Source organism: Bounagaea algeriensis, assembly GCF_054491375.1.
Map to the genome: position 1 here is coordinate 4,027,986 of NZ_CM137102.1, position 20,938 is coordinate 4,048,923.

Annotated in this window: 16 protein-coding genes; 4 read left to right on the top strand and 12 right to left on the bottom strand. The window is 70.7% G+C overall.

Annotation, left to right across the window (positions count from 1 at the left end):
• Window positions 1–242 precede the first annotated feature (242 nt).
• The 8 genes from ACVGV2_RS18270 to eccCa form a co-directional block, all read right to left on the bottom strand.
• Window positions 243–410, bottom strand: a complete 168-nt coding sequence (locus ACVGV2_RS18270) for a hypothetical protein (protein ID WP_459163573.1) — start codon at window positions 408–410, stop codon at window positions 243–245.
• A gap of 51 nt (window positions 411–461) precedes the next feature.
• A complete protein-coding gene (gene glmM, locus ACVGV2_RS18275) occupies window positions 462–1,796 on the bottom strand; it encodes a phosphoglucosamine mutase (protein ID WP_459163574.1) in 1,335 nt (444 codons plus the stop codon).
• Window positions 1,797–2,037: 241 nt separating this feature from the next.
• Complete coding sequence (rpsI, locus tag ACVGV2_RS18280; RefSeq protein ID WP_459163575.1) at window positions 2,038–2,508, bottom strand: 30S ribosomal protein S9; 471 nt, start codon at window positions 2,506–2,508, stop codon at window positions 2,038–2,040.
• Complete coding sequence (gene rplM, locus ACVGV2_RS18285; protein WP_459163576.1) at window positions 2,505–2,954, bottom strand: 50S ribosomal protein L13; 450 nt, start codon at window positions 2,952–2,954, stop codon at window positions 2,505–2,507. Before rplM ends, rpsI begins: the two co-directional genes overlap by 4 nt.
• 546 nt (window positions 2,955–3,500) lie before the next feature.
• Window positions 3,501–3,791, bottom strand: a complete 291-nt coding sequence (locus ACVGV2_RS18290) for a WXG100 family type VII secretion target (RefSeq protein ID WP_459163577.1) — start codon at window positions 3,789–3,791, stop codon at window positions 3,501–3,503.
• Between the two features lie 109 nt (window positions 3,792–3,900).
• Entirely contained in the window at window positions 3,901–4,215 is a 315-nt protein-coding gene (locus tag ACVGV2_RS18295) for a WXG100 family type VII secretion target (protein WP_459163578.1), read from the bottom strand.
• A 170-nt stretch (window positions 4,216–4,385) separates the two neighbouring features.
• On the bottom strand, window positions 4,386–6,362 hold the full coding sequence (locus tag ACVGV2_RS18300; protein WP_459163579.1) for a type VII secretion-associated protein: 1,977 nt from the start codon (window positions 6,360–6,362) through the stop codon (window positions 4,386–4,388).
• Between the two features lie 350 nt (window positions 6,363–6,712).
• Entirely contained in the window at window positions 6,713–10,804 is a 4,092-nt protein-coding gene (eccCa, locus tag ACVGV2_RS18305; RefSeq protein WP_459163580.1) for a type VII secretion protein EccCa, read from the bottom strand.
• A gap of 398 nt (window positions 10,805–11,202) precedes the next feature.
• On the opposite strand from eccCa, the gene eccD reads away from it, so the two are divergent.
• Both eccD and mycP read left to right on the top strand, forming a co-directional pair.
• Complete coding sequence (eccD, locus tag ACVGV2_RS18310; RefSeq protein WP_459163581.1) at window positions 11,203–12,645, top strand: type VII secretion integral membrane protein EccD; 1,443 nt, start codon at window positions 11,203–11,205, stop codon at window positions 12,643–12,645.
• A gap of 11 nt (window positions 12,646–12,656) precedes the next feature.
• Window positions 12,657–14,072 (top strand): type VII secretion-associated serine protease mycosin, encoded by a 1,416-nt coding sequence (gene mycP / locus ACVGV2_RS18315; protein WP_459163582.1) that lies wholly within the window; start codon window positions 12,657–12,659, stop codon window positions 14,070–14,072.
• Window positions 14,073–14,329: 257 nt separating this feature from the next.
• On the opposite strand, the gene eccB is transcribed toward mycP, so the two are convergent.
• Window positions 14,330–15,913, bottom strand: coding sequence for a type VII secretion protein EccB (eccB, locus tag ACVGV2_RS18320; protein ID WP_459163583.1), 1,584 nt, complete (start codon window positions 15,911–15,913; stop codon window positions 14,330–14,332).
• Window positions 15,914–16,198: 285 nt separating this feature from the next.
• On the opposite strand from eccB, the gene eccE reads away from it, so the two are divergent.
• Window positions 16,199–17,389 carry a type VII secretion protein EccE gene (gene eccE, locus ACVGV2_RS18325; protein WP_459163584.1) on the top strand — a complete coding sequence of 397 codons (1,191 nt, stop codon included), beginning with the start codon at window positions 16,199–16,201 and terminating at the stop codon, window positions 17,387–17,389.
• Window positions 17,386–18,117 carry a hypothetical protein gene (locus ACVGV2_RS18330; protein ID WP_459163585.1) on the top strand — a complete coding sequence of 244 codons (732 nt, stop codon included), beginning with the start codon at window positions 17,386–17,388 and terminating at the stop codon, window positions 18,115–18,117. Before eccE ends, ACVGV2_RS18330 begins: the two co-directional genes overlap by 4 nt.
• A 98-nt stretch (window positions 18,118–18,215) precedes the next feature.
• Here the strand turns inward: ACVGV2_RS18330 and truA are convergent, their stop codons facing one another.
• Genes truA through ACVGV2_RS18345 form a run of 3 tightly spaced genes read right to left on the bottom strand, consistent with a single transcriptional unit; the run spans window position 18,216 to window position 20,860 of the window.
• On the bottom strand, window positions 18,216–19,124 hold the full coding sequence (gene truA, locus ACVGV2_RS18335; protein ID WP_459163586.1) for a tRNA pseudouridine(38-40) synthase TruA: 909 nt from the start codon (window positions 19,122–19,124) through the stop codon (window positions 18,216–18,218).
• Entirely contained in the window at window positions 19,114–19,674 is a 561-nt protein-coding gene (gene rplQ / locus ACVGV2_RS18340; protein WP_459163587.1) for a 50S ribosomal protein L17, read from the bottom strand. Before rplQ ends, truA begins: the two co-directional genes overlap by 11 nt.
• A gap of 43 nt (window positions 19,675–19,717) precedes the next feature.
• Complete coding sequence (locus tag ACVGV2_RS18345) at window positions 19,718–20,860, bottom strand: DNA-directed RNA polymerase subunit alpha (RefSeq protein ID WP_459163588.1); 1,143 nt, start codon at window positions 20,858–20,860, stop codon at window positions 19,718–19,720.
• Window positions 20,861–20,938: the final 78 nt, after the last annotated feature.

Below are 20,938 nucleotides of genomic sequence, written 5' to 3' on the forward strand. Positions count from 1 at the left end.
AGTTCCTGACCAGCAGTTCCGACTCAGCACTCCCCCGCCCAGCAGCAGCCGCCCAACAGCAACCACGCAGCAGCAGTCACGCAGCGGCAACCGAAGCGGGGTCCGCGCAGCGGGATCAGCCACGTCGATGCCGGCGGCCGGGTTCCCGCCCGGCCGCTCCGACCGTCCGAGCCCTGCACCGACGCCGGTGCGCCGCTGACCGCGTGCACCGGTTACCACACCGCGCGCAGGTGGAAACGCCCCTACGAGGCCCGGCGGTGCCTGACGTGATCGACGAACCAGGTTCGCCCCTCGTGCGCCGCGTTGATCGCTTTCAACCCGGCCAGCGCGAGCACCGCGAACACGACGATGCCCGCGACCAGGCCGAGCGCGATCGCGCCCACGGCGAGAGCGGTGGCTATTGCACTCATGTGACGAGGGTCGCACACAACCCCGCCGACCACGAGAGCTAGATCACACAATCACTGGATCGCGGCAACGATGCCGGCGAGGTGCTCAGCCACGCGCTGCGCTCCGTCCTCGCTGGGCGCCTCGACCATCACCCGGACCAGTTCCTCGGTGCCGGAGGGTCGCAACAGCACGCGCCCGTACCCGCCCAGTTCGGCCTCGGCCGCGGCCACGGCCTCGGTGACCTCGGGTGCGGACACGGCGGTGGACTTGTCCACCACCCGCACGTTCACCAGCACCTGCGGCAGCCGCTGCATCACCGCGGCGAGTTCGGCCAGCGGCTTGCCGGTCTGCGCGATCCGCCCCATCAGCCGCAGCGCGGTCAGCAGCCCGTCGCCCGTGGTGACGTTGTCCGGCAGCACGATGTGCCCGGACTGCTCACCGCCGAGCGCCCAGCCGCCGGAGTGCAGTTCCTCCAGGACGTAGCGGTCACCCACCTTCGTGGTGCGCATGTCGACGCCGCACTCGCCGAGCGCAAGCCGCAGCCCGAGGTTGCTCATCACCGTGGCGACCACGGTGTCCTCGGTCAGCTCGCCGGCCTCGCGCATCGCGAGCGCGAGGACCGCCATGATCTGGTCGCCGTCGACGACCTGCCCCTCGGCGTCCACTGCCAGGCACCGGTCGGCATCACCGTCGTGGGCGATGCCCAGGTCCGCACCGTGCTCAACCACCGCAGCGCGCAGGCCGTCGATGTGCGTCGAGCCGACACCGTCGTTGATGTTGAGCCCGTCCGGTTCCGCGTGCAGCGGGACCACGTTCGCCCCCGCTCGGCGGTACGCCTCGGGAGCCGCCCAGGACGCGGCGCCGTGCGCGCAGTCGACGACGACGGTCAACCCGTGCAACGGCTGCGGCGCGACCTCCAGCAGCCGGTCCACGTACCGGTGCAGAGCCTCCGCGTCGTCCCGGACTCGGCCGATGTGCCTGCCCGTCGGCCGCTGCACGTCCTCGCCCAGCCGGGAAGCGATCACGTCCTCCACCGCGTCGGGCAGCTTGTGCCCGCCCGCGCCGAAGAGCTTGACGCCGTTGTCCGGCATCGGGTTGTGCGAGGCGGAGATCATCACGCCGAGGTCGGCCCCGGTCATCGCCACCAGCTGCGCCACGGCGGGCGTGGGGAGGACACCGATGCGGAGCACGTCGGCCCCGGCCGCGGTCAACCCCGCAGTCACCGCGGCTTCCAGCATCTCCCCGCTGGCCCGCGGGTCACGCCCGACCAGGGCCACGCGGCGGTGCGAATCGTCGTGCTCGTACAGCACGCGCGCCGCGGTGGCCGACACCGCCAGGGCCAGTTCCGGCGTCAGGTCGGCGTTGGCCAAACCCCGCACGCCATCGGTGCCGAACAACCGGGACATCGACCGTAGATCCTCCTTCGCCGCACGGCTTCGGATCGGGGACCCCGCCGACAGCATGGCCGCACGGCGCCCACCGCACACGACGCCGGGTCACCCGGTGGTCTGATCGATCCCGTTCCGCCCGGCGAAAGTCGCTCCCCCAGTCCGTCAACACCGCGACCCGCGAGAAGGGGCCGCACATACGACAAGCGGGAGCAGCCGTGCCGTAGCGCGGCTGGCTCCCGCGAATCGTGGGGACTCGTCAGCGCTTGCTGTACTGCGGCGACTTCCGCGCCTTCTTGAGGCCGTACTTCTTGCGCTCCTTCTCCCGCGAGTCACGGGTGAGCATGCCGGCCTTCTTCAGCGTGGGGCGGTCTTCCGGCTCGTAGGCCGAGAGCGCGCGAGCGATCGCCATCCGCAGCGCACCGGCCTGCCCGGACGGACCGCCGCCGTTCAGCGTCACCTTGATGTCGAAGCTGCCGACCCGGTCGGTCACCTGGAACGGCTCCTGCACGACCTGCTGGTGCACCTTGTTCGGGAAGTACTGCTCCAGCGACTTGCCGTTGAGCGTGAAGTTGCCGGAACCGGGGATCAGGCGAACCCGGGCCACGGCCTCCTTCCGGCGTCCCACGGTCTGCACCGGGCGTCCGGTGGGAACGGGCGCGATTTCCTGAGCCTCGGGCTGCTCAGGGGCGATGACGCCCACCTGGTCTTCGTGAAGTTCGTCGGTCACTTCTTGCCCTTCGCGTTGATCTCGAACGGCTGCGGGTTCTGGGCCTGGTGCGGGTGGTTCGGCCCGGCGTAGACTTTGAGCTTCTGCGCCATGGCCCGGCCGAGCCGGTTCTTCGGCAGCATGCCCTTGATCGTCTTCTCCAGCAGCCGCTCGGGGTGCTGCGAGTTCAGCACCTCGCCGAAGGACTGCTTGCGCAGACCACCGGGGTAGCCGGTGTGCCGGTGCTGCAGTGCCTGCTGGCGCTTGTTGCCGGTCAGACGGACCTTCTCGGCGTTGACGATGACGACGAAGTCGCCGGTGTCCATGTGCGGAGCATAGATCGGCTTGTGCTTGCCGCGCAGCAGCCTCGCGGCCTCGGTTGACAACCGGCCGAGGACGACGTCCTCGGCATCGATCACATGCCAGGCACGGGTCACGTCGCCGGGCTTCGGGCTGTACGTGCGCACGGGTCTACCTCGTCGTCGTTCGCGTCGGAATCTGGAGTGCGGGGCCCGCTGGGACTGACCGGCCGTCCGGGACGCGGCGTCCCTCCAGGACCGGCACGCCGCGGACGTGGCGCCGGGCCGACAGCACGCTCCCGGCGTGTCCGTCCCAGCCGCGGCTGCACACGGCGCGCACCGCACAACAAAAAATGAGGGTACTCGGTGGCCGACAACAGGGTCAAAACGGGGTCCGGTGGTGGCACCGCACCCTGCAGGGCGGGACCATCCCGCAAGGCGGGGCCATCGGCCTGCCGAGACCCGTCTTCACCATGTCATCGACTCGACCAGCGTACCCGGGGGCGTTCGGCGGTCCGCACCCGGGTTGGCCCCGCTGCGGCGCCTTTCCGAGATCGCGGGGTTTTCCGCCGGTCACGAACGCACCGCAAGATCGAACGCACGTGCAACGGCCCCGGTGCCGTGCGGGCACCGGGGCCGTGCGAGCGATCGGGGCGGCACCGGCCGGACGTCGGCGCGGTGCGCTCCACCCCGGCAGCCGGAGGTGCGGGCTGCTCAGCCGCCGAAACGACCGGCGTTGCGCTTCTCACCGGACTGGAACGACTCGTTGGCGGCGTTGACGGCCATCCCCATCTTGGCCGCGATCTCCTTCATGTTCTGCGCGGCCTGGTCCCACTCGCGCTGCGCGGAGTAATAGGCCTCCTGCGCGGAACCTTCCCAGCTGCTGATCAGCGGCTTCAGCGCCGACTCGAGCTCGTTCAGCTCCTGGTCGATCTTGTTCGAAGCCTGGCTCAGGCTGTCCGCAGCCTGCTGGAGCTGCGCGAAATCGACCTTGATCTCACTCATTCGGTAATCCCCTCAATCCTCGCCGGTTCTCGTCCGGACCCCAGTCGCCGCCCGGACCCCAGTGATCGCCCGGCCCCCAGTGGCCGTGCGGAGCGCGGCAGCGCGCGCGTCAGCCGTTGAGCATGCCCTCGATCTTGGAGATCTCCTGGGCGCTCTCCTCCTGCTGCTGGCTGTAGTCACGGCTGGAGCCCTGGATGTTCTCGCCGATCTCGTCCAGCTTCTGCGTGATGGTCTTGGCTTCCTGGTTGAACTGGTCCATCAACTTGCGGAAGACCTGCGCGGCCTGGCCCTGCCAGCTCCCCAGCGCCGGTTCGACCTCGCCGTTCAGCGTCTGCACGGCCGAGTCCACGGCCTGGCGCACCTGCTGCACCTCGCTGACGGCCTTCTCCATCACCTCGGTATCGGTACCGAATCCGCCACCCATCGCGGGTCGACCTCCTTCTGAGTCGTGATCGCGTTCCTTGCGACGCAGAGATTGCCACGCCCGGTTCCCGGTTGTCCCGCGTTTGCGCGAAAGCGATTGCGCTTGTAAACGATGATCGCGAAAGCGCCTGGTCACCGGGTGTTCGCGAATGGAAGGGGGAGGGCCGCGCCTCAGGTCGCGTGCAGCGACCTGACGACCTGCTCGCAGGCCTGCTGCACCGCGCCCTTGCCGGAGCCGGTGTACTGGCAGCCCACGCGCAGCCGCGTGCCGCCCTCGTGCAGCTGGTACCACTCGACGACCGGTCCGCCGCGCCGCTCGCGGAAGTACACCACGTCCCGACCGGCGAAACTGGCCGGTGCGCTGAAACCGGAGAGCTCCTCCCCCGCGGCGCGGCGCTCGTCGTACTCCGCGCGCACGTCGTGCACCGCCCGGTTGCGCGCGGAGCCGCTGTCGTAGGCGAGCCGCTCCGCCTCCACGACGAGCCGGGCGTTCCCGTCCTCGTGGGCGGCCGGGGCGAGCACCGTCCGCCGCGCGTTCGGCACGTCGTCGGCCACCACCCACCGGTCCGGTTGCCGGAAATCGTAGCCGTACCGCGCGGTGTCCTCGGCATCGCTGGTGAGCAGCATCCCGACGAGCACCGCGACGAGCAGGGCGCACACCGCGCCGACCGCGAGCACCCGAGCGCCCCGGCGCGTGCGCGCGGGCCCGCGCGCACGTCCGGGTGGCGCCACCGGCCGCGTCCGGTCCGAGCCGCCGATGACGATCGTGCGCACATCGCTGAGGCGTTCCGGCGGCGGTTCGGGTGCCGCGTTGCTCCGCTGTGCCGCTCGCTGCGACGGCGCGACCGGCTGCGACGGCGTCGCTTGATGTGCTGGTGCCGCCTGCCGTGGTGCGGGCCGCTGCGCAACGGCCTGCTGGGGCGCCGTCCGCTGCACCGCCTGCTCCTGCTGCGCGGCCTGCTCCTGCTGCGCGGCGGGAACCTGCGAGCCCGGCGCAGGGGCTTGCGACCCCGCCGCGTGCTGCCGCGGCGGAGCTCGCCTTCCCGCCCAGTCACCGGTGGACACGAGCCCCGCGCCGCGGGCCGGATCGAGCCGCACGGCGCGCAGCGCGCCGCGGGCCACCACCGTCTCCGGTTGGTCCAAAGTGCTCGGAACGACGCCGGTGCGTTCGTGCACCAGCCGCGACACCAGCGGAATCCGGCTCGAACCGCCGACGAGGAACACCCCGGCGAGCCGGTCGCGCGGCACGCCCCCGGCGCGCAGCGTGTCGGTCAGCAGCCGCACCGCGGCCGACAGCGGGTCGTGGACGAGGCCCTCCAGGTCGCCGCGCGTGACGTGGGCGTCGGTGAACGGCGGCGGCAGCGGCACGTCGGTGTAAGCGTGCCGGGAGAGGGTTTCCTTGGCACCGCGGACGTCCTGGCGCAGCACTCGGCGACGCCGCCGGTCGGCCATGTCGCGGCCGGACACGAGCTTGCGCCAGCCCGCAGCATCGGCTCCACCGACGAGCCCGCCGATGTGCTCGAGCAGCAGCTGGTCGATGTCCGCGCCGCCGAAGTTCGGGTCGCCGCGCGTGGCCAGCACGCGGAAGGCCCCGCCCTGCTTGTGCACCACGCTGGCGTCGATGGTGCCGCCGCCGAGGTCGAGCACGGCCAGCGCCGCGTCGTCGGGCATGCCGTGCCCGGCGGAGTGGAACACCGCCGCTGCGACGGGTTCGGGGACGAGCACGGCCTCGCGCGCGAGCCCGCTCGCGGCCTGGCGCAGGACACCGGTGCGCACCGCGCCCCAGTCCGCGGGATGCGTCACCACGAGCAGGTCCACGGCCACTCCGCCCGCGGTGCGGCGCGCTTCGGCGACGACGCGGCCGAGCACCGCGCGCACCACGTCGGGCACGCCGACGACGCTGTCGCCGAGCAGCAGTTCGCCCTCGTCGATGCGCCGCTTCGGGTGCGGTTCGAAGCGCGCCGGGTCGACCGCCGCCTGCCGTTCCGCCTCGTGGCCGACGAACAGGGTGCCTTCCGGTGCGCCGCACACGGCCGAGGGCACCAGCGGCTGCCCGTCGATCATCACGACCTGCGGCCCCTCACCGTCGACAGAAGCCACGGTGCAGGTGCTCGAGGTTCCGAAGTCGATGGACACGTGCAGCGACACGCAGCAAACTCCTTCGCCGTCGCCGGAGCGGTCTCCCGAGGTCCCGAGGTCGCTTCCGACGCGCCGCGCCGAGCCCCCTGCAGCGGCCCCCTGCAACGGCCGCTGCGGCGGCCCCCTGCAGCGGCCTCCTGCAGCACTCTAGAGGCCCCGCTCCCCCTCTCCGAACAGGCGACACCCGAACGGGTGTTTCAGTGGCTGGACCCTTGACAGCAAGCGGCAGCACACCGGAGGGGCAGAACACCCGCGCCCGCGGTCGTTTCGCGCGCAGCAGCGGTGCCCCACGGCAAAGGGCCTGCCCCGAACCCCTGCGGAACGAGGCAGGCCCTGCGCACACCCGACGCGCGGAGCGACTACTCCTGCGGTACGTGCGCCGTCTGGATCAGCTGCGGACCCCCGCGCAAGGCGCGGCTGGCCAGCATCCCCCGGCCGGCGGGCAGGGGCTGCGAACGGATGTTGCCGACCAGCTGGCCGTCGTCCTTGTTCGCCGACATCGCCAGCCCCGGCGCCGAAACCTCGCGCATCTTGCCGACCACCGGCTCGAACAGCGCGCGGCTGGCACCACCGGAGTTGCGCGCCAGGATCACGTGCAGCCCGACGTCCTGGGCCTGCGCCACGAACTCGGACAGCGGCGCCAGCGGGTTGTTGCCCTGCGGCGCCACCAGCTCGTAGTCGTCGACCACGACGAACAGCTCCGGACCGCTCCACCAGGAACGGGTCTTCAACTGCTCCTGGGTCACGTCCGGCCCCGGCAACCGCTTCTTCAGCGCGTTGGTCACATCGCCCACGTTGTTCTTGAGCTGATCGGCCGAAACCGAATACTCCAGCAAGTGCCCGGTGTTGAGGAAACCGAGCATCGTCCGCCGGTAGTCCACCAGCAGGATCAACGCCTCCTGCGGCGTGTACCGCTCGGTGATCCCGCGCACGATCCCGCGCAGCAGCGAGCTCTTGCCCGACTCCCGCTCACCGAAGGCGTAGAAGTGCGGATCGGCGTCGAAGTCCAGGTACACCGGGTGCAGCCCGTCCTCGTTGACACCGATCGGCACCAGCCGCTGCTTCGGCTGCTGCTCCGGCCGCGGCAGCTGGTCGTACGGCAACTCGTCCGGCAACAGCTTGACCTGGGGCGCCGGCGCTCCCCGCCAGGAGCTGCGGATCCGGTTGACCAGATCGGACACCCCGTCGGCCAGGTCGTCGTTGTACAGCTCCCACGTCGGCCGGAGCGCGTCCCGCTCCTGCTCGGCGCGCTCCCGCTCCGCACCTTCGCGGTCACCGATGTTCTCGCTGTCCACACGCGGCAGCGCGGTGAGGAAGTGCAGCTGCGAGGAGTGCAGACCGCGGCCCGGACGCTCCTGCGGCACGTTGTCGGCGATCTTGCGACCCATCTCCGACTCGGAGGTGTCACCGAGGCGCAGCTCCAACCGGGTACCGAGCAGGTCCTTCATCGCCGGACGGAGCTCGCCCCAGCGGTTGACGGTGACGAACACGTGCACGCCGAACGTCAGCCCCTGCGCGGTGATGTTCATGACGTCCTGCTCGAGCGACTCGTAGTCCTCGCGGAACGTGCGCCAGCCGTCGATCATCAGGAACACGTCGCCGTAGGGGTCTTCCTCGATCTCACCGCGGCGCTTGCGGGTGCGGAAGTCGGCCATCGAGTCGATGCCCAACTGCTGGAACCGCGCTTCCCGCTCCGCCACCAGGCTCTTCACCTCGGCGATCGTGCGGCGCACCGTGTCCTGGTCCCGGCGCCCCGCGAAACTGCCGACGTGCGGCAGGTCCCGCAGCGCGACCATCGAACCGCCGCCCAGGTCGATGCAGTAGAACTGCACCTCCTGCGGGGTGTGCGTCAGCGCCATCGACGCGATCATCGTCCGCATCGCGTTGGACTTGCCCGCCTGCGGCGAGCCGGCGATCGCGCCGTGCCCGGAAGCACCGCTGAGATCCAGCATGAGCAGGTCCTGCCGCTGGTGGTAGGGCACGTCGATGAGCCCCACCGGCACCTGCAGGCGCCCGCTGCCCGCGTACCCCGCGGCGGTGTACCCGCGGTCGTCGGTCTGCTGCAGCGGCGGCAGCAAGGTGTCCAAAGTGGGCGGGTTGTCCAGCGGCGGCAACCACACCTGGTGCGCCTGCGGCCCACCGGAGCGCCAGATCTTGTCGATGACGATCTGGAAGTCCGTCGGTGCCAGGGCATCGGGTTCCGCCGGCTCCGGCTCCTCCTCGACGATCTCGGGTTGCTCCGGTTCCGGCGGCTTCTCGACGTAGTCCGGGATGAACACGCGCGGCATCTTGTCGCCGGTCACCGGCGACGCGGCCTGCGTCGAGGGCTTGCGGCCGCTGGTCTGGTGCAGGTGCCCGGAGACGTAGGCGGCGCGGAAGCGCTCCATCCCGGTGGGATGCTTCAGGTAACCGTGGCCACCCGTCGCCGGCAGATCGGCCGCGTCCGGCACACCGATCGCGGCGCGGGACTCCGCCGCGTTGAAGGTCTTCAACCCGATCCGGTAGGACAGGTGCGCGTCCAGACCGCGCAACTTGCCCTCCTCCAGCCGCTGCGACGCCAGCAGCAGGTGCACCTGCAGCGAACGCCCCAGCCGGCCGATCATCACGAACAGCTCGGCGAACTCCGGCTGCTGCGCCAGCAACTCGGAGAACTCGTCGATGACGACGAACAGCGCGGGCAGCGGCTCCTGCGCGTACTCGTCGCCGGCCTCGCGCATCTTCCGGTAATCCCAGACGTTCTTCGCGCCGGCCTTGTTGAGCACCTCCTGGCGGCGGTTCATCTCACCGGACAGCGCGTCGTACATCCGATCGATCAGCGTGGAGTTGTCCTCCAGGTTGGAGATGCTCGCCGAAACGTGCGGCGCCGGCTCGAAACCGTTGAACGTCGCACCGCCCTTGAAGTCGACCAGGACGAAGTTGAGCATGTCCGAGGAGTGCGTGGCCATCATGCCCAGCACGATCGTGCGCAGGAACTCGGACTTTCCGGAACCGGTCGCACCGATGCACAGGCCGTGCGGGCCCATGCCGCCGGAAGCGGTCTCCTTGATGTCCAGGTGGACGATCTCGCCGGTCTCGCCCGGTCCCATCGCCACGCGGTAGAGGTCCTGCACCGACCGCGGCCGCCACGCCTCGTTGAGGTCGAACGTCACCACGTCGCCGGCCAGGCCGAGCTGCTCGACGTAGTTCAGCGGCGTCGTCAGCGGCTCGTACCCGCCGCTGTCCGATTCGGTCACCGCGCCGCCACTGGCCAGCCGGTACGGCGACAGGCGGCGCGCCAGCGCGGAGACCTCGGACGCGGTGAGCGTGTCCGGCACCCCGAACCACTCCACGCCACTGGCGCCGCGCGCACCGATGCGTTCGGGCTCGACGACCATGCGCATGCCGCGGCGCTGGGTGACGCGGCCGAGCGACTCGGACAGGTCGATCATCGTCACGCCCGCCAAACCGCCCTCGAGCACGAGGTGCTCCTCGCGGCTGATCTCCGCGTCGTCGATGACGATGACGATGTGCGGCTCGCCCTCCGGCGCCGCCGCGCTGCGCTGGAAGCGCTGCCGGTCGGCCAGCTCCTCGGACAGCATCTCCTCGATCGACCCCAGCGAACCGGACATCAGGCGGCGCGGGCCGATCCCGTCGGTGTCCGTCGGGTGCTGGGCGTGCGGCAGCCACTTCACCCAGTCCCACTCGCCGCGCGCGCGTCCGGCGCTGGCCACGGCGATGAGCACGTCGTCCGGCGCGTGGAACGTCGCCAACTGGGCCAGCATCGCGCGGGCGACGGCCCGCGTGAGATCGCGCTCACCCTGCAGCCCGATCGCGGCGAACCCGCGCAGCGACATCCCGATCGGCAGGTCCGGCACCAGCGAGTGCGCGCGCACGAAACGGCGCAGCGCGAGCGTGGTGATCGGCTCCAGCTCGTCGACCGGCCCGGTCTGCGGCGGCACGAGGCGGGTTTCCAACCGCTGGGAACCGCGGCCCACGCGCAGCTGGCAGAAGTCGTTGTCCGCGGGCCGGCGTTCCCACATGCGGCGCGTGCCCGACACCGACCACAGCGTCTGCGGATCCGGGTGCACCCATTCGCGGGCCTGCCGCTGCTCGTCGGCGGCCTCGCGCGCGCGGTCCCGCATCTGCCCGAGGTAGCGCAGGTAGTCCTTGCGGTCCTCGTTCATCTCGGACTTCTTCTGGCCGCCGCCGGAGCCCCCTCCCGCCATCATGCCGACGGTGCTGACCAGCATCATCATCGGCATCATCATCATCATCGGGTTGTCCCTGGCCCGCTGGAGCATGAAGACCATCATGCCCAGCGACGCGACGATCATGACCGCCGGAAGGATCTTCTGCACGATGTTGCCGGGAACCGCGCGCGGAATCTCCGGCGGTGGTTCGAGATGCACCTCGCCACCCGGCGGACGCGGCGGCGCCAGGCGGGCCATGCGTTTGAACTGCAGCGTACTCACCGACGCGGCAACCTTTCCGTCCTCTACGAGCCTGCACGCTTGGCTCGCGGCATTCTGTCCTGTCCTCGCGGCACCGCCGAACAGGGCCCTGCGACCGTGTTCCCGTCGTGGTTCCCGTCGTGCTCACTTCACGGCGTGCACACGGTCGCAGGACTCGCAGTGCGCACACCCCGTCGTGATCCACCGCATGCGAACCGATTGCCACGAGTTGCACCAAACCCGTCACCCGATGGCGATCGGTGTGCCCATACTAGGGGCGCTGTCCGACCGGGTGGGCCGGTTTCGCAAGAAAAGACGCGCTTGGTTGGATCGCAACGGACAGAGTGCACGTCGCCGCGCCGGACCGGGCGGGAGTGCACACGCAGACAGCAAGGCGACCAAGGGAGTAGGGGGCCCAAGTGGCGACCGGAACCACGGTGTTCAGTCGCGTGACGGTGGTGGCGCCGAGCACGCGCATCGACCTGGCGCTGCCCGCGGACGTGTCGGTGGCGGACCTGCTGCCGATGGTGCTGGAGATGGCCCGCGAGGTCACTCAGGACGGCGGTTCGCGACACGGCGGATGGTGCCTGGCAAAACTCGGCGACAGCCAGCCGCTCGATCCCAGTCAGACGCTGGCATCCCAGGGCATCGTCGACGGCGACATGTTGCAGTTGCGCAAGCGTTCGGACAATCCGCCGCCACCGCTGTACGACGACGTGGTGGACGCGCTCGCGGACGCCGAACCGGGCAGCTACCGGCCGTGGACGAAGGAAACGGCCGCGCGGATCGGCCACATCGCGGGCGCGCTCGCGTTCCTCGCCGCGGCCGTCGCGCTCGGACTGGCCGGCCCCGTGGTGCTGCTGCACCCCGAAACCGGCGGCGCCCTGCCGCTGGTGCTGCAGACCGTGGCCGCCTTGGCCGCCACCGTCGCGGCGGTGCTCGCAACCGGTTTGGGAACGATCGTCACCAAGGCCTACGGAGCGACGACCACGGGCACGGTGATCGCCGCATCCGGCGGGCTGTCCATGGCGTTCGTCGCCGGGTTCAACATCGTGCCCGGCAACTCCCCCGAACCCCGGCTGCTGCTGGCCAGCGCGCTGGTGCTCATCTTCGCCTCGGTGTCGCTGATGCTGCTGGGCACCGGGATCATCACGTTCATCGCAGCGGCCGTGGTGGGCACTTTCGCCACGGTGTCGTTCCTCGTGGCCACCCTCGTCAGCCAGGCGGAGGCCCCCGGGATCGCCGCCGGTGCCGCCGCCGTCGGCCTGGCCGGGATCTCGCTGCTGCCCCGGTTGACCATCCAACTGGCGCGCCTGCCGCTGCCGCAGGTCCCCGGCACCGCCGAGGACCTCAAGGAGGACACCAGCTTCCCCGACTACCGGGCGATCGAACGGCAGACCGGTGTGGCGCACCAGTACATGACCGGGCTCATCATCGGTTGCGGCCTCACCGCCGCCCTCGGCGCGGTCATCTCGGCCGGATTCGGCGGTGCCTGGGGAACCATCTACGCGATCGTGGTCGCCGCGGTGCTGCTGCTGCGCGGACGCAACTACGCCAACGGCAGCCAGGCGATGGCGCTGCTGCTCAACGGACTGCTCGCGGCCGCAGGCGTGACCGCGGGACTGCTCGTGCAGGTGGCGCAGTGGCCCACGGCGGTGGCGTGGGCCTTCCCGCCGATGCTGCTGCTCGGCGTCCTCGCGCTCGTCTTCGGCGTGGTCTTCCCCCGGCGCCGGTTCTCACCGGTGCAACGGCGCACCGTCGACCTGCTGGAAGCCGTGCTCATCGCGGCGGTGCTGCCGCTGGCTCTGGCCGTGATGAACGTGTACATGATGATCCGCGACCTGAACCTGAACCTGTTCTAAAGGGGCAGCCGATGCGCGCACGATTCCTCCGCGCCCGCGGTCCTCGGCGGGCCCTCGCGCTGTCCACCGCCTTGGGCGTGCTCGTGCTCGGTGGTCCGACGGCACCCGCGGTCGCCGAGTCCTCCTTCGAACCGCCCGACCTGGTCCCGACGGTGGTGGACGGCGGGCCGCTCGCCCCCCAACCGGGCCCGTTCGACCCGCAGGAAGGCTGCCTGCAGGGCAACCCGGGTGGACGGACCATCGAGGAGAAGCCCTGGAGCCAGCGCTACCTCGGCTTCGAGCAGGCGCACGAGCAGGGGCTGAACGGGCAGGGCCAGAAGATCGCGGTCATCGACACCGGTGTGAACCGGCACCCGCGGCTGGACGTGGACACCGGCGGCGGCAGCGCGGTCCCCGACGGCCGCGGCGCCGGATTCGACTGCGACGGCCACGGCACCGCCGTGGCCGGGATCATCGCCGCGCAGCCCGACTCGCAGACCGGATTCGTCGGCGTGGCCCCGAACAGCACCATCCTGTCCATCCGGCAGTCCTCGCAGAAGTTCGTCAACCAGAACAACGACCAGACGGTGGGCAACACGGCGACGATGGCGCAGGCCGTCAAGCACGCCACCGAAGCAGGCGCCAGCGTCATCAACATCTCGCAGTCCTCCTGCCAGGCCATCGCCGAGGCCACCGACTCCTCGTCGCCGCAGTACAGCTTCAACAACCAGCTGCACCAGGCGGTCAAGGACGCCTACGACGAGGGCGCGGTCGTCGTGGCCGCCGCGGGCAACACCACCGACCAGTGCCAGAAGAACCCCTCGGGCGATCCGACCACCGCGGTGCTGCCCGCCTGGTACGACGACTACGTGCTCACCGTCGGCTCGGTGAACGAGCAGGGCGCGCCCTCCGAGTTCACCGTGCCCGGACCGTGGGTCGACGTCGCCGCCCCCGGTGAGAACCTCACCTCGCTCGACCCGGGCGTGGGCGGTACCGGACTGGCCAACCAGCTGCAGAGCGGCCAAGGCCAGCCCGAACCCATCATGGGCACGAGTTTCGCCGCGCCGTACGTGTCCGGGCTGGTCGCGCTGATCAAGCAGGAGCACCCGGAACTCGGACCCGGGCAGATCATGGATCGCATCGAGAAGACCGCGCTGCACCCGGGCGGCGCGGACGGCCGCAACGACATCGTCGGCGCCGGCGTCATCGACCCGATGGCGGCGCTCAACGACGTCGTGCCCGCCGAGCACGGCGTGGCCACGAACAACAACCAGCCGGCGCGGTTGGACGCCGACGTGCTGCCCCCGCGCGACTGGCCCGCGCTGCTGACCGCGCTCGGCGGCACGGGAGCGGGCATCGCCGCCATCGTGTTCACCGCGTTCCTCATCAACGCGCGCCGCAACCTCCGCGCGCGGCTGAACGCGCAGCGCGACACCACCCGGAACTGAGGCCTGCTGCGGCACTGAGGCCTGCTGCGGCACGCGGCCTGCTGAAGCGACCGCGGACAGCAAGCGGTCCCGCCGTCCACCCGGGACGACGGGACCGCGGCCCTCGGACGTGTGCGGGGATTTCAGCGGCCCGCCCGAGCCGGTCGCCGGGGCCGCTGGTCAGCCGGCCCGCATCGCAGCGGCGCCCGCCGCGGCAGCTGCCGCCCGGGAATCCCCGGCACAACCGGCCGGAGACCCCGCGAGCGGAAACGCTGCGCTCAGCCCGCCTGCTGCTGCGAGCCCCGCCCCTGGCCGTCCTCCTGCGGCGGGCGGTTCACCCCCTCACCCGGTTCGACCGCGTCATAGGTGAAGCTCGCCTGCGCCGGATCGAGGAAATCGCCCTGCGGCAGGCTGCGCATCAACCAGGACGGGCCGGGCTCGATGTCGGCGGCACTGCCGATCACGCCCAGTCCGCGCGCAGTGGCCACGTCCTTGATGCCGTACTGCACGCCCTGGTCGGTGATGAGGAAGATCGGGCCGGAATCCGCGTCCGCCTCGTTCGACGTGCCGCGCACGACCGCGGCCTTGCCCGTCGGCAGGTGGAACCTGTCCACATTGGGCCCGGAACCGTCGGCCTGCGCCAGCTTGACCGGGCTGTCGCTGATCGGGCCCTTGTTCAGCGTCACCGTGACGTCCTGGTCACCGCGGTCGTTCTTCGAGCTCAAGCACGAGGTGTCCGACTCCTGGAAGCTCACCGGGGACGGCACCTGGGTGGGGAAGGAGTCCAACGCGCCCAGCTTGTCACCGTCGCTCGCTTCCGGTGCCTCGGTGATCTCACCGGTCGCGTTCGGCAGCTCCTCGCTGCTGTACTTCGCCGCGTGCACCGCAGCCGCGGCACCCTGGGAGATCTCCTGCTTGCCGCTCGGCAGCAGCAGGAAGAACTCGTCCGGGTTGCCGGGGACGCTGCGGCGCACCACGTCGCCCGCCGCGTACTGCCCGGTCATGTAGTCGATCCCGCCGGTCGGCAGCTGCGGCACCGACAGTTCGGAAACCTCGGTGATCGCGTTGAGCATGTTCGTGCTGATCGTGCGCGGCGTGGTGCCGTTGAGGCCGTACATGTCCATCACCGCGCTGTCGTCCTCGTCGACCAGCGCCTTGACCGTTCGCGTGTGCGGCTGGCCCGGAACCCCGTCTGCGACGCGGTACACGAGGTAGCGGTCCCCCGAGGACTGGTCCTGCACGTACAGCGCCTGATCCGGCCGCAGTTCCGTGCCGTGGTCCTGCTGCCCGCCGACGACGGTGGTGCGCACGTCGGTGGCACCCTCCACCTGCGAGTCGTCGAGGGTGTCGCGGACCTGGCCCTCGTCGCAGATGGCCCAGGTCGGCGCTGCCTGGTCCCCGCCTTCCGGCAGGTACTGGGGCGCGTTGACCATGCCCGTCAGCGAACCGCGCGGAATCTCCGAGAGCGCGGCCTCCTTGACGGTCGTCGGATCGATCGGACCGCCGCCCTGCGCACCGCCCTGGGCCATCACCAGCAGCTTCGCCGAGGTCATGTTCAGCATCGGGATCAGCCGCTTGTCCGCCCGCTCGTCGGAGGTGACGACGAAAACGCTGCCGCTCTCCTTGGCGATGACGACGTTGCCCGGTTCGGGCACGCTGCCCTTCCCGCCGAACAGGCCCCACACGAGGAACCCGATCATGCCGACGCAGGCGACGATCGCGCCGACCACCGTGGCCCGCTTGTGCGAGCCCATCGGATCGTGCAGCATCACCGCGTCCTTGCGCACCAGCGCGGACTCCATGCGGCGCAACACGAACCGGTACGCCTGAACTTGCGACTTCGTCGTGGGTGTTGTTGCCATTCTTCGCCTACAGCTCTCCCGTCCGAGGTACGGTCCCGCAGGATAGTCCTCAGGGGATGCCGAATGGGTGCGGTTCGACCAAGTCCGTCAGTATTCTCTGCACGCGCCAACGATCCAACCGCCTACTCGCGTGCCGTGCGCCGCGTAACAGCGAGGGGGAAGACCGAACGGATGTCCGTGACGACACAACATCCGGCCCAGCCGAACGCACCGGAAACCGCAAATCCGCCGCGTGCGCGCATCCGTGCGCGGCGGCGCCGGTTGAACGGCGTGACCTTGGGGGGCATGCCGGCGGCCAACATCGTGCTCATCGAGGTCGGCCTCGCCATCGGCCTGGTCCTCGTGCTGATCGACCAAGTGCTGTGGCCGGGGGCGATCGGGGTGGCAGCGCTCGCCCTGGTCCTGGCGGTGCTGCGCCGCCGCGGCCGCTGGTTCACCCAGTGGTTCGCGCTCCTGCTCGACTACCGCGGTCGCGATCACACCCGAGTGGCCGAACCGCCGAACGTCGACGACGTGGAATCCGCCGAGGACCTCGACGGCGACGGCATCATCGGCCCGGACGAGAACCACCGCGTCGCGCTGCTGCGGCTCGCGCTGCCCGACCTCGTCATCGCGCGCAGCCAGGACCACGACCGAAACCCCGTGGGAATGGCCTTCCACAACGGCAAGTGGACCGCGGTGCTCATGGTCGAGCCGACGCCGTCGCTGCTGAACTCGGTGAACAACGCGCCCAACCTGCCGCTCGGCGTGCTCTCGCCGTGCCTGGAGGACCGCGGGGTGGTGCTCGACGCGATCCAGGTCATCTGGCACTGCTACCCGGGCAGCGCCGCGCTGCCGTCGAACTCGCCGGCGCTGGACTCGTACCTGGAGTTGCTCGGGCCGCTGCCGGCCGCCGCGCGCCGCACCACGTGGGTGGCGCTGCGGCTCGACCCGCAGCGCTGCGCCAAGGCCGTGGGCGAACGCGGCGGCGGCGTGGTCGGTGCGCACCGCGCGCTCATCGGCGCGCTCTCCCGCGTGCGCAACGCGCTCGAGAGCCAAGGCGTGCCCGCGCGCCCGCTCGCCCCGGACGAGCTGCTGCAGGCGGGGATCTCCTCGGCCGAGCTGCACAGCGTCCTCGGTTCGCAGCGGTCCGTCGGGCTCAAGGAACGGTGGAGCGGGGTCACCGCGGGCGGTGTGGGCCACTCCAGCTACGCCATCACCGGCTGGCCCGCGCAGACGAGCCACAGCCTCAACGCGCTCACCGGCATCCGGGCGCTGTCCACATCCATCACGCTGTCCATCGCGCCTTCCGGCGAACAGGACGAGGTGGCCCTGCGGGGCGTCGTCCGCGTCAGCGCCCGCACGCCCGAAGAGCTCGACACCGCCGACGACCGGCTGCGCACCATCAGCGACCGGCTCGGGATGACGCTGACGCCGCTGCGCGGCAACCAGCTGTCCGGATACGCGGCGACACTGCCCCTGGGAGGTGCCGTATGAGTCGCAGCAGGACGATCGACGTCCCCGGGAACCAGGGCAGCGCGCCGGAGTTCCTCGTGCCACCGGAAACCCTGGAGGCCGTGAGTCCCTCGGGTGACCGGGGCGGCATGCTCATCGGTTCCGGGCCGCAGGGCGAGGCGGTCGCCGCCTCCATCCTGCGGCCGCATCCCACGCGGATGGTCACCGTCGGCGGGCTGTACTTCGCGCGGCAGTTGGCGCTGCGGGCCATCGCCACCGGCGCGTGGGTGATCATCGCCACCGGCCGGCCGGCCGCGTGGAAGGTGCTGGAACGCGCCGCGGGCCAGACTCCCGACGGCAAACCCGTCCCGCTGATGCAGATCCGGCGCCTCACGCCGTTCGACCTGCCCGGCGCCTCGGAGGACACGCCGCTGCTGCTCATCCACGACGGCGGCGCGGTTCCGCAGGAGCTGTTCCCGCCGCGCGCGCCGTGGCAGACGACGATGTACGTGCTGCCGTACCTGCATCCGCAGATCAGCAGCGGCGCCGTCGCGAACACGGCGGACCTGGTGATGCTGCAGCGGCTGCCGCTGAACCAGGCGCAGCTGGCCCAGCGCATCTGGAGCCTGCACCCGCAACAGGTGCAGCAGCTGACCCAGCTGCAGGACGACGGCCTCATCGCCCTGGGCAACATGCTGTGGTCCCCGATCCGCCTGGTGACGAGCACGAAGGAGCAGGAGATCCTCGGCCCGATCCGCCGCGGCGACTGACCGGCCGTAGCAGTGTGGGACTTTTCTCGAGAAAAGTCGCGTACGTTCGGGTCGGGGGCGGACTCCGGTGCGGGCTCAGGACGGCTTCCGCAGCCGGTTCAGTCCAGGCTGCGGCGGGCGCGGGTGTGCTCCGCACGCGCGGCGAGCTCCGCCGCAGGCGGGTAGTCGACACCGCGGAGCGTGAGCCCGCGGGCCGGGGCGACGGCACTGGTGCGCTGCCCGGACTCCAGCAGCAGCTGCGGCCAGTCGGCACCGCGGCGGCCGTCCCCGGCGAACAGCACCGTGCCGACCAGGCCGCGCACCATCGAGTGGCAGAACGCGTCGGCGGAGAGCTCCGCCACCAGCAGGTGCGGCTCAACGCGCTGCCAGGTGAACTCGAGCAGTTCGCGCACCGTCGTCGCGCCCTCCCGCGCCTTGCAGTAGGCCGCGAAGTCGTGCAGCCCCACCAGTCCCGTCGAGGCGGCGTTCAGCGCGTCCACGTCCAAGGGACGCTGCCACGCCAACGTGTCCCGGCGACGCAGCGGATCCACGCCCCACGGGGCATCCGACACGCGGTAGCGGTAGTGCCGCCGCAGCGCCGAGAACCGGGCGTCGAACCCGGTCGGTGCGGGTTCGGCTCCCAGCACCCGCACATCGCCCGGCAGGATGCGGTTCCAGCGGCGCCGCATCCGGTCCAGATCCGGCAGCCCGTGCTCGTCCACCGGCAGCCGGGTTTCCGCCTGGTTCAGCGGCACCGCGTCGAGATGCACCACCTGCTCGGCGGCGTGCACCCCGGAATCGGTCCGTCCGGCCACCACCACCGACCGCGGCACCTCGCGGCCCGGCGGCTGCTTCGCCAGCGCGTCCTCCAACAGCCCCTGCACCGTGCGCAGTCCCGGCTGCCGGGCCCAGCCGGCGAAATCCGTCCCGTCGTAGGCGACGGTCAGCCGCAGACGAACGAGCCCGCCACCCCCGGTGGGGGCAGCGGGCTCGTGCGCACCGTTGTCACGCGCGATGTCAGGACTCATCCTTCTTCTCGCTCGCGGACTCGTCAGCGGACTCCGCAGTCTCCGCGGATTCCGCAGTCTCCGCGGATTCCGCGACCTCGGACTCCGCCGCGGAGGACTCGCCGGCGGACTCCTCCGCGGCCTGCTCGGGCTCGGCCTGCTGGTCCTTGGCGAACTTGGTGCCGCGGGCGGCCTCCGCCTCGGACGTCACGGTCTTCTCCTGCACCAGCGCGATGATCGCCATCTGGGCGTTGTCGCCCTTACGCGGCGCGGCCTTGACGATCCTGGTGTAACCACCGGGGCGGTCGGCGTAGAACGGGCCGATCTCCTCGAAGAGCTTGGCCACCACGTCCTTGTCGCGGATGGTCTTCATGACCTGGCGACGGTTGTGCAGATCGCCCTTCTTGGCCTTGGTGATCAGCCGCTCGGCCAGCGGACGCAGCCGCTTGGCCTTCGCCTCGGTGGTGGTGATCTTCCCGTGCTCGAACAGCGAGGTGGCCAGGTTGGCCAGGATCAGCCGCTCGTGCGACGGGGACGCGCCGAGACGCGGGCCCTTCGTCGGGGTGGGCATCGCTTGCTCCTCTCACTGCGGCCCGGAAACCGGGCACGCACAGCTACAGCTGCTCAGTCTCCGCGTAGTCCTGGCCGTCGTCGTAGCTTTCGAAACCGGTGTCGTAGCCCGTCTCGTACGACGTCTCGTAGCTCGGCATGTAGTCGGCGGCCTCAGCCCCGACACCACCGACCGGACCCAGCTGCTCGCCCTCGTCGGAGAAGCCCTCGGCCGGGTACTCCGCAGCAGCGGCCGACGGGTCGAACCCGGGCGGGCTGTCCTTCAACGACAGGCTCAGACCGGCGAGCTTCATCTTGACCTCGTCGATGGACTTCGCACCGAAGTTGCGGATGTCCAGCAGGTCGGCCTCGCTGCGCGAGACCAGCTCGCCGACGGTGTGAATGCCTTCCCGCTTCAAGCAGTTGTAGGAGCGCACCGTCAGGTCGAGGTCCTCGATCGGCATCGCGTAGGCGGCGATCGTGTCCGCCTCCGCCGGCGAAGGACCGATCTCGACACCCTCGGCGTCCACGTTGAGCTCCCGGGCGAGCCCGAACAGCTCGACGAGCGTCCGGCCGGCCGAGGCCACCGCGTCCCGCGGGGTGATCGACGGCTTCGTCTCGACGTCGAGGATCAGCTTGTCGAAGTCCGTGCGCTGTTCCACACGGGTGGCCTCGACCTTGTAGCTCACCTTCAGCACCGGCGAGTAGATCGAGTCGACCGGGATCCGGCCGATCTCCGCACCCGACTGCTTGTTCTGCATCGCGGGGACATAGCCACGACCACGCTCGACTACGAGCTCGATCTCCAGCTTGCCCTTCTGGTTGAGCGTGGCGATGTGCAGGTCCGGGTTGTGCACGGTGACCCCCGCCGGCGGCACGATGTCCGCCGCGGTGACGTCCCCGGGGCCCTGCTTGCGCAGGTACATCGTCACCGGCTCGTCCTCTTCGGAACTGACCACCAGCTCCTTGATGTTCAGGATGACGTCGGTGACGTCCTCCTTCACGCCCGGAATCGTGGTGAACTCGTGCAGCACACCATCGATGCGCAGGCTGGTGACGGCCGCACCCGGGATCGACGACAGCAGGGTGCGGCGCAGTGAGTTGCCGAGGGTGTATCCGAAGCCCGGCTCGAGCGGCTCGATGGAGAACCGCGACCGGGTCTCCGACACTGTCTCTTCGGACAGTGCGGGTCGCTGGGAGATGAGCACTGGTCTTTTCCTTTCCTCACGGCGCCCGCCATATGACGCCGATGGGATGGCATGCCCGCCGCAGCGGGCCGGTGGTGG